Source organism: Paenibacillus sp. P4_E11, from assembly GCF_056401635.1.
The window spans coordinates 66,102-81,362 of sequence record NZ_JBFUIX010000019.1; the positions used below are offsets into that span (position 1 = coordinate 66,102).

General features: G+C 51.6%; 9 protein-coding genes. All 9 read left to right on the top strand.

Annotation, left to right across the window (positions count from 1 at the left end; all coding sequences use genetic code 11):
* Positions 1–119 precede the first annotated feature (119 nt).
* Positions 120–2,417: a heparin/heparin-sulfate lyase HepB gene (gene hepB / locus AC1DWB_RS10250; protein WP_477540956.1), complete on the top strand. Its 2,298-nt coding sequence runs from the start codon at positions 120–122 to the stop codon at positions 2,415–2,417.
* Entirely contained in the window at positions 2,410–3,867 is a 1,458-nt protein-coding gene (locus tag AC1DWB_RS10255; protein WP_477540957.1) for a sulfatase family protein, read from the top strand. The genes hepB (AC1DWB_RS10250) and AC1DWB_RS10255 overlap by 8 nt, the downstream gene beginning before the upstream one ends.
* Before the next feature lie 17 nt (positions 3,868–3,884).
* Positions 3,885–5,915 carry a heparinase II/III domain-containing protein gene (locus tag AC1DWB_RS10260; protein WP_477540958.1) on the top strand — a complete coding sequence of 677 codons (2,031 nt, stop codon included), beginning with the start codon at positions 3,885–3,887 and terminating at the stop codon, positions 5,913–5,915.
* Positions 5,916–5,945: 30 nt separating this feature from the next.
* On the top strand, positions 5,946–7,256 hold the full coding sequence (locus tag AC1DWB_RS10265; protein ID WP_477540965.1) for an ABC transporter substrate-binding protein: 1,311 nt from the start codon (positions 5,946–5,948) through the stop codon (positions 7,254–7,256).
* 34 nt (positions 7,257–7,290) lie between these two features.
* Entirely contained in the window at positions 7,291–9,534 is a 2,244-nt protein-coding gene (gene hepB / locus AC1DWB_RS10270; RefSeq protein ID WP_477540959.1) for a heparin/heparin-sulfate lyase HepB, read from the top strand.
* Positions 9,535–9,543: 9 nt separating this feature from the next.
* Entirely contained in the window at positions 9,544–11,439 is a 1,896-nt protein-coding gene (locus tag AC1DWB_RS10275; protein ID WP_477540960.1) for a heparinase II/III family protein, read from the top strand.
* A 39-nt stretch (positions 11,440–11,478) separates the two neighbouring features.
* On the top strand, positions 11,479–12,984 hold the full coding sequence (locus tag AC1DWB_RS10280; protein ID WP_477540961.1) for a PHP domain-containing protein: 1,506 nt from the start codon (positions 11,479–11,481) through the stop codon (positions 12,982–12,984).
* 28 nt (positions 12,985–13,012) lie between these two features.
* A complete protein-coding gene (locus tag AC1DWB_RS10285) occupies positions 13,013–14,431 on the top strand; it encodes a sulfatase family protein (protein ID WP_477540962.1) in 1,419 nt (472 codons plus the stop codon).
* Between the two features lie 14 nt (positions 14,432–14,445).
* On the top strand, positions 14,446–15,261 hold an 816-nt coding region (locus AC1DWB_RS10290; RefSeq protein ID WP_477540963.1), incomplete at its 3' end, for an ABC transporter substrate-binding protein.

Consider the following 15,261-nt stretch of genomic DNA (forward strand, 5'->3'; position numbering starts at 1 on the left):
GCGATAAATGATAATTTACAAGGACTTAAGATTATATATTGACATAAGTTTCGTTGCTGGCGTATGATTTAGGCAATGGAAGATGATGGTCATCTCTCAAACGTTAGGAGGGCCAGTGAATGTTTCCGAAACCTTTAATCATCCCGCCAAGTGAGCATCCCCGATTGTTTGTACGCAAGCAGCACCTTCAGGAGCTGAGGGATAAGATGAGCCGACCTGAAATGAAACAGGCTTGGGATAGGCTGGTAGCGTATAGTCAATTCGGTATGGATGAGGTGAATGCCGAACATTGCCCCGGGGATGTATACGTCATGGAAGCTTGCGCGCTGAATTATTTATTGCACGAGGACCGCGAGGCAGGTTTAAAAGCTAAAAAGATAGCGCTTACTTCAATAACAAAACATTTTAATTCGAGTTATCAGGATATCTCGAGAGAGATTGGCCGTCTTATGCTTGCTGGAGCTATCGTGTATGATTGGTGCTTCGATCTAGTGACGGACGAGGAGCGGACATTTCTAATCGGACATTTCAAACGTTTGGCAGCGCAGCTCGAATGCGGATATCCTCCGTTAAAAGAAGGCGCTTTCGTCGGCCACAGCTGCGAGTGGATGATTCAACGCGACATGTTGGGGACAGGCATAGCCATTTATGACGAAGACCCGGAGATGTATGATTTGGCAGCAGGCCGAGTGTTGAACCAGATGGTGCCGGCGCGCAATTTCTTCTATCCTTCCGGCTGGCATCATCAAGGGGATGGCTATGGCGGCGTACGCTTTCAAGGGGAATTGTTCCCAACGTGGATGTTCGACCGGATGGGATTTGGCAATGTATACGATGCTTCGCAGCGCGAAGTCGGCTACCAGTGGATTTACACGAGGCGTCCAGACGGGAAGCTATTGCGGGACGGGGATACGACCCCTGTGATGCTGAGTCAGACGAAGTATACGAGGCTGCATTTTATTTATTTGCTGCTAGGCGGCTATTACAAAGATCCTTACTTTGTATACCAGCAACATAAGGACGAAGGGCGATTTCAGGATAAAGATGTGCTCTTCGCCTTCCTGTTCGCCGATCCGTCTGTGGAAGCGAAGCCGTTGGAGGAACTGCCTTTAACCCGCTATTTCGGAGCTCCAACCGGAGTTATGGTAGCGCGTACAAGTTGGGAAGACGGCATAGACTCCAAGACGGTCGTCGCGGAAATGAAGGTGGGCATGTACCAGTACAATAACCACCAGCATTTGGACGCGGGGGCGTTTCAATTGTATTACAAGGGCAACTTGGCCATCGATTCGGGATCTTACAAAGGTTCATCGGGCAAATATCACTCTCCACATAACAAGTACTACTTCAAGCGTACGATCGCGCACAATACGATGCTGGTCTATGACCCTGACGAACTCCAGCAATATCCATATGTCAAGGATGGCGGGCTTGTATGGCCTAATGTGAATGACGGCGGGCAGCGCTGGCCGAATGAGGGACGTCCGCCGCTCACGCTGGATGATTTGCTGACTAAAGATTTCAAGCGTGCAGAAGTATTAGCCCATGCTGTCGGACCGGATCCGATTAAGCCCGATTACTCCTACCTTAAGGGAGATATAACGGCAGCTTATTCGAACAAAATGAAGCAGTTCCAGCGTTCGTTCCTGTTCCTGAACTTCAAGGATGACAGGCATCCGGCGGTGCTAATCGTATTCGATCGCGTAGTGTCTGCGAACCCCGACTTCAAGAAGTATTGGCTGCTGCATAGCATCGAGGAACCGAACGTTGAAGGCAGTCGCACGGTCATATCGCGAAGTGAAGACGGTTACAACGGGCAGTTGATCAACGATACGCTGCTGCCGGAGAAGAATAATCAGGAGATTGTGAAAGTCGGCGGTCCAGGCAAAGAGTATTGGGTGTTCGGTACCAACTTCGTCAACGATTTTCCCGGCACAAAAGAGCAAGGGGAATGGCGCATCGAAGTCAGTCCGCGTGAACCTGCAGAAGAGGATTTTTTCCTAAACGTGATGCAGGTGAAAGACAACGACGGTTCGGCGGCACTCGCTTCGGAGAAAGTGAAAGGGGAGACGTTGGTCGGCGCGATCATTCACGATTGGGTTGTTCTGTTCGGCAAAAGTGGACAGCGCTTACAGGAGGACACGATGCTCCCGGCAATTTCGAACGTATCGGTACATAACGGATCCGCATTGAACTACATAGTGACCGACCTCGCGGTAGGCCTATGGGCAGTGGAACTGGAGCTCGCCGCTGGCGTTGGCGCGGAGCGGGAGTGGCAGCATGTGATTACTCATGAAGTGACCGAAGCGAGCGGCGTCCTGCAATGGCAGACGAAGGCGGGGCCCGGACGGCTCAGATTAAATTACCGTGGACGTACCAACCCAGGAGAGCGGAGTGAGGGGAAACCCCATGAGTGATAGGCCGAATGTGGTGATTATTATGGCTGATCAGCTGCGATGGGACGCTCTTGGCGCACATACGCCGAACATCAATCAATTGAAGGCGGAGAGTGTCGTTTTTGATCGGGCCTACTGTGCATCGCCGTTATGCGTTCCGGCCCGGGGAGCTTTTTTTACGGGGAAATATCCGAATATAACAGGATCGCTGATCAATCCGTGGACGGAGCAAGAGAAGCAGCACGGCATGGTTCGTACCGAGCACGCGAATCTATATCAGCTGCTGGAGGATGAATGGGACAGCTGGCATACCGGCAAACAGCATCTTTTTACAGAGCCGAAATTAGAGAGCAGCCTGGATAGCAAGACACACTGGCTTCAGCTGGAGCAGCGCTATGAAGCATTCTTGAAGGCGAGTGGCAAGAAAAAGCCGGGTGGGCCGGCGTTTCAAGGCCTCGTCCCCGAGCTTGCTTACGGTAGAGTAACAAGGAAACGCAAGTATTCGATTCCGACAGTAGGACGATATGCAGAGGGCCTTGACTTCTTTTATGACGGCTTCATTCTTAACGATTCGCTGGAGGCGATTCGGCAGAGAGACCGCAGCAAGCCTTTTGCATTGAACACGATGTTCCTTGCCCCGCACCCACCACTTGACATTCCAGAGCCGTGGTATTCGATGATTCGGGATGTGGAGCTCTCGGATAATGTCGGCGTGTGGGGCGACAATCAGTCTCCGCTGCAGTTGTACAACTTGCCGGGGATGCTCGGTGCATCGTATACGCGGGAGGAATGGAAACGGATATGGCAAGTGTATATGGGACTTGTCGCGCTGCTTGACCATTGTGTAGGGAAGCTCGTTACCGAGCTGAAGCAGCAGGGTCTCTACGACAACACGCTGATCCTGTTCGCAAGCGATCATGGGGAAATGCTCGGTTCCCATCGGCTCTGGCAAAAAATGTGCATGTACGAGGAATCGGTGAGAACACCCCTGTTCATGAAGTTTCCTACCGGCTTCACACCTGCGTTGAACCGTTCCGACGAACTGGTCAGCAGTGTAGATGTGCTACCGACGATCTGCGATTATCTTGGTATCGAGACGCCTCAAGCCGTGTCCGGCATTTCCTTAATGCCGCTCATTCGAGGAGAACAGGAGCGGCTGGAACGCGATCGGATATTCATCCAGTTCGACGGCAATGGAGCGCGAAGCAACTTCCAACGATGCGTGCTGGAGGGCCCATACAAGCTGATCGTCGATATGTTCAAGGATGAAATGTTCATCGAGCTGTACGATGTGGCGAACGATTCGCTGGAAATGAACAATCTTGCCTTCCAGACGAAAGACAACGGCAGCCGTATCGAGAGCATGCTGGGAAGCTTAAGAGCGTATATGCATGTGACGAACGACCTGTTGGATTTGCCCGAGGATGTATACGATCGATTCATTGCCGATTATGCGGAATTCAAAGGGTAGTTGAAGGGGAGAAGAAAATGAGGGTTCTCAAGCCGTACAAATATGTCTTCGTATCGCTCCTGTTGCTGGGTGTAACCACGATATCTGCATGCTCAGGTGGTACTGACAATATGGCCATGCCGACTAGCGCCCTGCCAACTACCGCCCATCCATCCCCAGCATTCGCGCCTTACACGGGAAAACCACCCGATGCGGAATTGATCATCGCTGATCTGCAACGGAACAACCCGAAGCAGCAGCATCCGCGGTTGTTTGCAACGGCCAATACGTTTGCCTCGCTGAAGGAAGGAGTGAAGAGCGATCCGCTCTTGCGAAAATGGTACGGCGACCTGCAGAAAATGACAGACAAAACATTAACCAAGCCGGTCGGCACCTATGAAACCCCCGACGGCCGAAGAATGCTGTCTGCCAGAGAGGCACGCCCGATCATCGAGCAAAATGCGATGATGTACAAGTTGAGCGGAGAGGAGAAGTACGCGAAGCGGGCGCTTCAGGAAATGATGGCGCTGGTAGCTTTTCCCGACTGGAACGATAAGAAGGAGTTTCTTAACACCGCCGAAATAACCGCTGGGATGGGGATCGGCTATGACTGGCTCTACGATTACTTGACACAGGAGCAGCGGGATTCCATACGTAAGGCGATAGTGGAGAAAGGGCTGCAGAAGGCGCTGGACGCCCATAACAATAAAGTGTGGTGGAGCGTCAGATCAGATCCTGTCAACAACTGGAGTGCCGTCTGCAACGGCGGCATCATTGTAGGGGCGCTGGCGATCGGTGATGAGGAGAAGGAGAAAGCTCTCTCCGGAGAGATCATCGCCAAGTCGCTGCAATCGGTGCAGAAGATTATCTTGAGTCACTGGGAGCCGGACGGTGGTTGGAGCGAAGGCCCCGGCTACTGGCGCTACATGATGGAGTACACCGTCAGCTACATAGCGGCTCTGCAGACCGCAATGGGTACGACATACGGTCATTCGCAAACACCGGGTTTGCACAAAACGGCCTACTTCCCGGTTTATATTACCGGTCCGCAAGGGACGTTCAACTTTGCCGACGGCAACACCGGCAAAATGAAAATTCCGGAGCTGTTCTGGCTCGCCAAAGCGACGAACGATCCTAAGCTGGCCGGACAGCGTATCGCTATGATGGAGGATGCTAAGCAGGCCGGAGGCGTATACGACTTGCTCTGGTACGATCCGAAGTTCCGCGATGATAATATGACGTTGCCTACCGATCAATATTACCGCAATGCGGAGCTGGTTACATTGCGCAGCAAGTGGAATGATTCTACAGCGGCTTTTGTCGGGTTTAAGGCGGGCACCGCTATTGCGAGTCATTCGCATTCCGATATTGGCGAGTTCGTGTTCCACGCGAATGGAGAGCAGTGGGCAATTGATCCGGGTACGGAAGACTACAACTTACCGGGGTACTTCAATTACGACAAGGAGCGCTATACCTATTACCGATTGAAGCCGGAAGGACACAACACGATTGTGATCAACCCGGATAAGGGGTTTCAACAGGAACCGACTTCTATTAGCAAAATCACCAGTTACGTATCGAAGCCTCAGGGGGCATTCGCGATTGCCGATATGCTGCCTGCTTATTCCAGAAATGCCGAAGCTGTGAAGCGCGGCGTGATGTTAGCAGACCGTAAACGGCTGCTTGTCGAAGATGAGATTCAGACCAAAGCACCGTCCACCGTTTGGTGGTTCATGCATACGAGAGCATCCATTCAAGTAGCGGAAGACGGGAAATCCGCATTGCTGACACAAAATGGTAAACGGTTGTGGGTGGCGATGACTTCTCCGACAGAATCACCGATTCAAGGCAGGTTTCAAGTTATGGAGGCGAAGCCGTTTCCGGAGTCAATGAACCCGCAAGGGCAGACCGACAACAACGGGATTAGGAAGCTGGCCATCAAGCTGGACAACGTAACCAACGTGCGATTCGTCGTGGAACTCGTAGCGCTTGAGTCAGGTGAGGCCGTTCCTTCAACAGGTCATGCTTATGTACAGCTCACCCAATGGCAATTACCCGATGGTAAGTAACGATGCATGAATAGGGGGGTATTTCTGGTGATGAAGAGAAGCGTAACGATATTAAGTGTGGTTAGTTTGGCGGTGGCAATATCCGGTTGCAGTAAAGATAAGGTGAGTGAGGGGCCCAAGACAGTCGAAACCAAAGAGCCGGTTAATCTGATCGTGTACAGCTACAGCTCAGGAATTCAAGACTCGGAGTTCGAGAAGTTTTTTGTCCAGCCCGTTCAAAAGAAGTACCCGAATATTACCATGCAGCTCGTCTCTCGCGCTGGAGACCAGAATACACCCGAACAGATTATCACTTCCGGCAATTTGCCTGATCTGATCTTGACAAGCAACGTCTACATCGGCATGTTCAACAAACTGGGACTCGGTATGGACTTGAATGATTTGGCGAAGAAAAACAATCTCAACTTTGACCGCTTTGACCCTGTAGGCATGGAGGCCATTAAGCAGTTCGGGGATAAAGGTGAAGTGTATGCCGTCCCCTTCTCGATGAACTACGGAATGATGATTTACAACAAAGACATTTTCGATAAATTCGGGGTTCCCTATCCTCAAGACGGCATGACATGGGACCAAACGATTGAGATTGCCCAAAAGCTGACACGTAAAGAACAGGGCGTCCAGTATATTGGCCTCGATCCGGACTATCCGGAGAACATGACGAGGCAGTACTCGCTGCCTTATGTCGACGAGAAAGAAGAAAAGCCGCAGATCAATACACCGGGCTATAAAACCGTTTTGTCCAAACTAAAAGCGATTTATGAAATCCCCGGTTTCATCGGTGAGAAAAACAAATTTATGTACACGACCGACGGTTTCTTCAAGGATCGGAGTTTGGCCATGTATCCGGTTTGGGGCGATGGGGTTGTCGGCACGATTGAGGACCTGATGCAACAAGGGAAACCTGTCAACTGGGATATGGTCACTTATCCGAGTATGGAGGACCGACCGGGCGTGGGTAAACCTGTCGATCTACATTTAATGATGCTTTCCCCGAAGAGCAAGCATCAGGCAGAAGCGTTCCAAGTCATTTCCACGATGGTTTCCGAAGAGGCGCAGATTGTGATGAACAAAACGGGTCGGATGACGTCTCTTAACAACGATGCGGTGAAGAAAACATACGCTTCCGAACTGAAAAGCTTCCAAGGCAAAAACGTCCAGGCGGTGTTCAAGTCCAAGCAGGCTCCGATCGTGAAACCGACCGATTACGACCTGCCGTTCAAACAGTTGATTCGTGACGGAGTCAAAGATATGGCGCAAAACAAAAAGGACGTCAATACCGTGCTAAGAGAAATACAGGAAAAGGCAGAAAAAGCGATGGCGGACATCAAAAAAGCGAAATAGACGCTGGCGCCATTTGAAAAAGGAGGCCGCAACCATGTATCCAGCACCGCCGCATACGCCGCCGCAAGAACATCCGCGCTTATTACTGCGAAACAAAGATCTGTCCGGATTAAGAGAGAAGAGATCGAAGCCGGAGATGAAGCAAGTGTGGGAGCGACTGGTGATCTTCAGTCAAGTTGACATTCATGATGCTAATAACTGTGAAAAGCCTGACGATGTGTACCTGATCGAAGCCAATGCCTTAATGTATGTTCTTGATGACAATAAGGAAGCCGGTCTGCGTGCCAAGACTCTTGCGCTTAGCAGTATTAAGAAGTCGTTTAACCCGACCTTCCAAGACATTTCCAGGTCGATTGGCCGGCTTATGCTGTCGGCTGCAGTCGTCTACGACTGGTGCCGTGACCTTCTGAATGATGCGGAGAGGAAGTTCATGATCGGCCATTTCAAGCGGTTGGCCTCTATGATGGAATGCGGGTTTCCACCGAAGAAGGAAGGCTCGATCGTCGGCCATACTAGCGAATGGATGCTCATGCGTGACCTCATCGGGACGGGTATTGCCATCTATGACGAGGATCCTGAGATTTACGACGTAGCGGCAGGCCGTTTCTATGCGGAGATGGTGCCGGCGCGCAATTTCTTTTACCCTTCCGGCTGGCATCATCAGGGCGACAATTACGGGACGTACCGCTATCAAGCCGAACTGTACGCCACATGGATTCTAGACCGAATGGGAGCAGGAAATCCCTATGACCCTTCACAGGAAGAGGTCGGCTACCAATGGATTTACACCCGCCGTCCGGATGGCAAGCTGCTTCGCGACGGAGACAGCGATAATCCGCTATATGCAGAGCAGCAATATATTAAACTGTTCCCGCTTGTGTATATGATGGCAGGCAGCTATTACGATAATCCTTACTTTATGGATCAACAGTTCCGTGAATTTACTACCATTCCGGATATGTACGTTTTCCACGCGTTCCTGTTCTATAACCCGGATGTACAGTCAAAGTCGATCAAGGAGCTGCCGCTTACCCGTTACTTCGGTTCACCGACAGGGATTATGATTGCACGGACCGGCTGGGACGAAGGAATGGACCGGAGCTCGTCGACGGTGGTGGCCGAAATGCGCGTGGGGGAATACCAGTACAACAACCATCAGCATTTGGATGCAGGCGCGTTCCAGCTGTATTACAAAGGCTACTTGGCTATCGACTCGGGTATTTATAAAGGCTCGTCCGGCAAGTATCATTCTCCACACAACAAGTATTACTTTAAGCGGACGATCGCGCATAATACGGTTCTGGTCTACGATCCCGACGAGCTGAAGATGTACCCATACGTCAAGGACGGCGGCCTTGTGTGGCCGAATGTGAACGATGGCGGGCAGCGCTGGCCGAATGAGGGACGACCGCCGCTTAAGCTGGATGACCTGCTGAACCAAGATTTCAAGCGTGGCGAAGTGCTGGCACATGCTTATGGACCGGATCCGATGCAGCCGGATTTCTCTTATTTGAAAGGTGATATCACCGCCGCTTATTCGGACAAAATGAAGCAATTCCAGCGTTCGTTCCTGTTCCTGAATTTCAAGGATTCAGAGCATCCGGCAGCGCTCGTGGTGTACGACCGCGTAGTGTCCGCGAACCCTGCTTTCAAGAAATATTGGCTGCTGCACAGTGTGGAGGAGCCGCAAGTAGATGGCAGCCGCACGGTCATCTCGCGCAGCGAGGACGGTTACAACGGGCAGTTGATCAACGATACACTGCTGCCGGAGGCGGACAATCAAGACATCGTATCCATAGGCGGGCCGGGCAAGGAATTCTGGGTATTCGGCACCAACTACATTAACGATTTCCCTAGCACGAAGGAGCAAGGCGCATGGCGTATCGATGTGAGTCCACGCAAGCCTGCTGAGCAGGACTTCTTCTTGAACGTAATGCAGATGAAGGATATCGACGGCCCGGCTGCGCTTGAATCCGAGAAGATGGAAACGGAGGCGTTAGTAGGTGCGAAGATCAAGGACTGGATCGTCCTGTTCAGCAAAAGCGGGGAGCGGCTGCAGGAGGAGTTGGTTGTGCCCGTATCGGCGTCTGTGTTAGCGACAACGGGTCCGCTGAGCAGCGTCATAGCTGACCTTGCGGCTGGCACTTGGACTGTTGAGCAGGGCGGCGTGAGTGAGACGTACGAGGTAAGTGAAGAAAGCGGAGTCCTTCATATGACTGGAGTCACGGCTGCTGTTCGTCTGATTCCTCCTGCCGCTAAGACGGATGGAAAGGAGTAATTGTACAGGATGAGAAATTTAAGCGATGTGTTTTCCCCAGAGGAACTTGCGGCTAAGCTGCTATCCAATACGGCATACCGTCCTTTTCCGGATATCGATCAAAGAAGGGAGTGGGACGGTCTGCCTGTCGAGCTTCGTCAGTCGATCATTGCGGAGGGCGAAACGTATCTGGCTTATCTATGGCCGGCGCTGACCGCATCAATGTATATGGAATTTATGCACAATGGCAACCGTTCACGGTACGACGGGCCGTATCATCTGCGGAGGCGAGCCGTAACAAGTCTTGCTCTTGCGGAGTGTGTAGAGAACAAGGGACGTTTTCTTGAAGATCTCGTCAACGGCATCTGGCTCATCAGTGAAGAGTCCAGTTGGGTCATCTCCGCTCATAACCGGATGACCCAGAAGAGGCACTCTAGTCTGCCGGATACGGCGAGCCAGCCGGGAATCGATCTGTTCGCCGCCGAGACCGGCAATTTGTTCGCCTGGCTGCACTACTTGCTGCGGTCGGCATTGGACCGAATGAACCCGCTTATTGGCGAACGGATTGTCCATGAGCTGCGCCGCCGCATTCTCGACCCATACTTGCAGCGCGACGATTGCTGGTGGATGGGCTTGAAGGAGCGGGAGAAGCGGCTGAACAACTGGACGACATGGTGTACCTCCAATTGCTTAAGCGCCTTTCTATTGGTGGAGGAGGATGCCGAACGAAGGAAACAAGCTGTACTGAAGGCCATGAACAGCATCGATCGCTACCTCTCGATGCATCCGGCCGACGGCGGGTGCGACGAAGGCCCAGGCTATTGGAATAAAGCGGGTGGCTCGCTGTTTGACTGCCTGGAATTGTTGAATACAGCTACTGGCGGGCAGTTCAATCTGTACGCAGAGCCTCTCATTCAGAACATCGGTCGGTATATCTACAAAGTACATATTCATGACCGGTATTTTCTTAATTTTGCCGATGGACCGCATCGGATTACGGTCGAGGAAGATGTGGTGTATCGATTTGGCAAGCGGATCGGCGACGATAGCATGATGGCTCTCGGTACGGCCGTTCACCATATGCTCCGCTCCGAGGGCTGGAAGAACATGAAGTTTCTGTCTTTCCTCCGTGTGCTCCCGGCGCTGTTCAATTACGACAACATCGAGAGCGAGAGCCTGATACTAACTTTTCGAAAGGAAATGTGGATGGACGGCATTCAGGTGATGGCAGCGCGTGAGACCGAGTCGTCGGATCGCGGACTGTATGTCGCGATGAAGGGCGGTCATAATCAGGAAAGCCACAATCATAACGACGTCGGCCATTTCGTCGTCTATGTAGACGGATTGCCGGTGCTGATCGATGTCGGAGTGGAGGAGTATATGGCCCGAACGTTCAACTCGCAGCGTTACGAGATTTGGACGATGCAGTCCGGCTATCACAGTCTTCCGACGATTAACGGCTTCATGCAGAATGACGGTAGCACGTACAAGGCTACGGAAGCACATTATGAAGCGGCGGACGACAGCTCGCAGCTAACACTGGATCTGGCTTCGGCTTACCTGCCTGAAGCGGGTATCACATCCTGGATCCGCAGCTGTCGGCTAACTAGAACTCCGCAGGCGGTCGTCGAGCTGGAGGAGTGCTATGCATTCGCCCAACCGGCGGATTGCCGGTTTACGCTGAATTATATGACATGCTGCCAGCCTGATGTAGGGGATAACGGACTTGTCGTCTTCCGCCGCAGCGGCCAAGAGGAGCTGCAGATGGAATATGATGCAACGCAGTTCGTAGCCTCCGTCGAGACCATTACGCTCCAAGACAAGAAGCTTCGCAACGCGTGGGGCGAATGTTTGTACCGGATCGTACTGACGCCGGCACAATATCAACAAAATGGCAGGCACTTTATTCGCTTTCGTCAAGCTTAACAACTTCAACCAATAAACCATTTAGAGAGGATCAACTTTATGCCATTATACTGGGGAGATTTACACAACCACTGCGGAATTAGCTACGGATTTGGAGGATTGGAGAATGCTCTGCTGGCGGCTCGAAGCCAGCTCGATTTTTGCGCGATTATAGGTCACGCTTCTTGGTACGACATGCCGGCCCGTACGGAGGGCCTTGAATATTTGGTAGATTTCCACAATGAAGGCTTCGCCAAGCTTCGCGGCCATTGGGAGCAAGTGCGCGAAACTGTAAAAAACTTCAACGTGCCTGGTGAGTTCGTCACCTTCCAAGGTTATGAAGCGCACTCGAGTCATTATGGCGACCATCATTTCTTGTCTCCTGACGACGATCTTCCGCTCGTCGGAGGAGAATCACCCGCAGCGATCATCGATAAACTGGCGCCTCGTCGTGTGATTGCCGTTCCGCATCATGTTGGTTACACACCAGGATACCGCGGAGGCAACTGGGATAGCTTCGATACAGCCATCAGTCCGATTGTGGAAGTATACTCGAAGCACGGCAGCGGGATATCCGACCAAAGCTTGTATCCCTATTACCACGACATGGGGCCGAGGGATTCCCGAAGCAGTGTCTATGCAGCATTGGCAAGGAAGCATCGCTTCGGCTTTGTCGGCTCTACCGACCATCACGCCGGATACCCCGGCTCCTACGGGGACGGCCGCTTGGCGGTAATGGCCGACTCGAAGACACGTGAAGCGATATGGGAAGCGATTCTGGCCCGCAGGACGTATGCGGTCACGGGCGACAAGATTGCATGCCGTTTCACTATGAACGGAGTGCCTATGGGTAGCGAGGTGCAGGCCAATGAGCGTCATTTCGAATTGGATGTAACGGCGTGCGATCAAATCGACAAAGTTGTAGTCTATAAAAACTTGCAGCCATGGAAAGTCATCAACGGCGAAACGCTCATCAGCCAAGGCACGGGTACGGGGAAAGCAGCCGGCAAATATAAAGTGAGAGTCGAAATGGGCTGGGGCAACAATAAAAGCGGCTTCAAATGGCACGGAACCGCCGATGTGCGGGGTGGCAAGCTTGCCTCCGTAGAAACGTGCTTCCGCGGTCGCAGCGTACTCGCTCCTACACCTGAACTGAAGGACGATCCTTCGATGAATGCACTCGGCAATCAGCTCATCAGCCAATCGGAGGCTTCCGTGGAATGGAGCTGTACGACGTTTAAAAACCCGACGACCTTGCACCCTCATACAGCTGCTCTCATTCTGGAAATCGAGGGCAATGCGGAAACCGAGCTTTACGTGCAATTGAACGGTGCGGAGATGAAGGTTACCGTGGGTGAGCTGCTGGGCGGCAACCGCACGCAGCATCTGCAGCCATACAATTCCGAAGCGATCGTGCTGCATCGAGCCATTCCGCAGCAGGCCTACACCGTGAATGATGCCTGGACGGACACTACTGTCGAATCGGAATGCGATGTGTACCATGTGGAAATCAGACAGATTAACGGCCAATGCGCCTGGATATCTCCAATTTACGCGCTTGCCTAAACGTCAAACGGCATAGGAGAAACGAACGATGAACCGACCGAACATTGTGTTTATCATGAGCGATGACCACGCTGCGCATGCCATGAGCTGCTACGGAAGCCGAATCAATCAGACACCGAATTTGGACCGGATTGCGAATGAAGGGATGCGCTTCGACAATTGCTTTTGCACCAATGCGATTTGCGCTCCCAGCCGGGCTGCTATATTAACGGGCTTGTACAATCACTTAAATGGAGTGCAGACGCTGGGAGATAAGTTTGACGGCCGCCAACAGACCGTATCTAAGCTGCTGCAAGAGGAAGGTTACCAAACCGCAATCATCGGCAAATGGCACTTGGGTCATGGTGGCAACAGCGATCCAACCGGCTTTGATTACTGGAATGTACTCCCTGGCCAGGGGGATTACCATAATCCTACATTTATCGAGATGGGCACGGAAACCCAATATGACGGCTATGTTACCGACATCATCACCAATCAATCTATCGATTGGATCAGCAAGCGCGATAAGGATCGGCCGTTCTTCCTGATGTGCCATCATAAAGCGCCACATCGCCCTTGGATTCCGGATGAGAAGCATGCCCATCTGTACGAGGACGAGGACATACCTGAGCCGCTGACCTTTGACGATGATTACAGCAACCGTGCTGCCGCTGCCGAGGCGGCCATCATGAGGATCGACCGCGATTTGAAGAAACGGGATTTGAAGATCGATCCTCCGGAAGGGTTAACGGATCGCGAGCTGAAAAGCTGGAAATACCAGCGGTACATTAAAGATTACCTGCGCTGCGTAGCCTCTATTGACGATAATGTGGGGCGGCTTCTGGATACGTTGGAGGCAGAAGGCATAGCCGACCATACGATCGTTATTTATACATCGGATCAAGGCTTTTTTCTAGGCGACCATGGCTGGTTCGATAAGCGGTTTATGTATGAGGAATCGCTGCGCATGCCGTTTATTGTCCGCTATCCGAATGGAATTGAAGCAGGCAGTGTGCAAGATGCGATGGCGCTTAACGTCGATTTTGCCCCAACATTTCTTGATTATGCTGGTATTCCCGTTCCTGAATCGATGCAGGGCACAAGTCTTCTGCCATTGATGAAAGGCGAGACACCGGACGGATGGCGTACCTCCATGTACTACCGCTACTGGATGCATCTCAGCGAGCATGGAGTATATGCTCATTATGGCCTTCGCACACACGACTACAAGCTGATTTACTATTATGCGGACGCGCTTGGGGCAACTGATGCGATCGACGATCCGAAGACTCCGGAGTGGGAACTGTTTGACTTGCGTAGTGATGGTTCCGAGATGATTAATTTTTATTCCAATCCTGCTTATGCAGATACGGTCATCCAGCTAACGGAGGAACTGCACCGAAGACAGCTTGAAGTTAAGGATCAGCCTTTTACTGAAGTCTTCAGAAATAAACTATCCAATTAACGAGGGGAATACACATGACCAAATGGATTCAATTATCGAGGAAGATCGTAATCGCATCCGCTTTGACGGGAATCTTATTGGCCGGATGCAGTAGTGGCAAGCAGGCAGAGCCTGCTGCTGCGGGCAAGAAAGAACCCATCGAACTCAACTTCTATCAAACCGGCAACGCCGATTGGAAAGAAGAAGATTTCATGAACAATTACGGTAATTATATTAAAGAAAAATTCCCTTATATAACTCCGAAATTTGTTCCGGTCCCTGCCTCCAAATCGATGGACGCGTTGATTACCGGGGGGCAGCAGTTCGATGTTATGATTTTTTCCATAGGACACACGCATCTTAACTTAATTCGCAATGGTTTCCAATACGATATGACAGAGTTGATCAAGAAGAAACAGGTTGATCTGGGCCGCTTCGAGCCGTTCACCATCGAACAGCAAAAATCTATTGCGAACGGGGGGATATACGGACTTCCGCTGTCCAACACCTCACCGGTCATTATGTACAACAAGGACATCTTCGACAAGTTCGGCGTTTCGTATCCGAAGGACGGCATGACATGGGACGAAATCTATGCACTCGCCAAGCAAATCACGCGCAATGACAACGGGACTCAATATTATGGCTTCCTTGCATCACCGGAACATATCTTGAAAACAAACCAATTTTCAGCGCCATTCGTCGACCCCAAAAGCTCAAAACCTATGTTTGATGATCCGAAAATGATGACTTTTTTGGATAACCTGAAACGGTTCTATCAATTAATTCCTGCACCCGAGGGCAAGCAGCTTGATGGCAGCTTCTTCGCCTCCACATCGCAGTCCAAAATG

Coding starts and splice junctions, on each gene's coding strand:
- hepB (WP_477540956.1), top strand. CDS start 120: ATGTTTCCGAAACCTTTAATCATCCCGCCAAGTGAGCATCCCCGATTG.
- AC1DWB_RS10255 (WP_477540957.1), top strand. CDS start 2,410: ATGAGTGATAGGCCGAATGTGGTGATTATTATGGCTGATCAGCTGCGA.
- AC1DWB_RS10260 (WP_477540958.1), top strand. CDS start 3,885: ATGAGGGTTCTCAAGCCGTACAAATATGTCTTCGTATCGCTCCTGTTG.
- AC1DWB_RS10265 (WP_477540965.1), top strand. CDS start 5,946: ATGAAGAGAAGCGTAACGATATTAAGTGTGGTTAGTTTGGCGGTGGCA.
- hepB (WP_477540959.1), top strand. CDS start 7,291: ATGTATCCAGCACCGCCGCATACGCCGCCGCAAGAACATCCGCGCTTA.
- AC1DWB_RS10275 (WP_477540960.1), top strand. CDS start 9,544: ATGAGAAATTTAAGCGATGTGTTTTCCCCAGAGGAACTTGCGGCTAAG.
- AC1DWB_RS10280 (WP_477540961.1), top strand. CDS start 11,479: ATGCCATTATACTGGGGAGATTTACACAACCACTGCGGAATTAGCTAC.
- AC1DWB_RS10285 (WP_477540962.1), top strand. CDS start 13,013: ATGAACCGACCGAACATTGTGTTTATCATGAGCGATGACCACGCTGCG.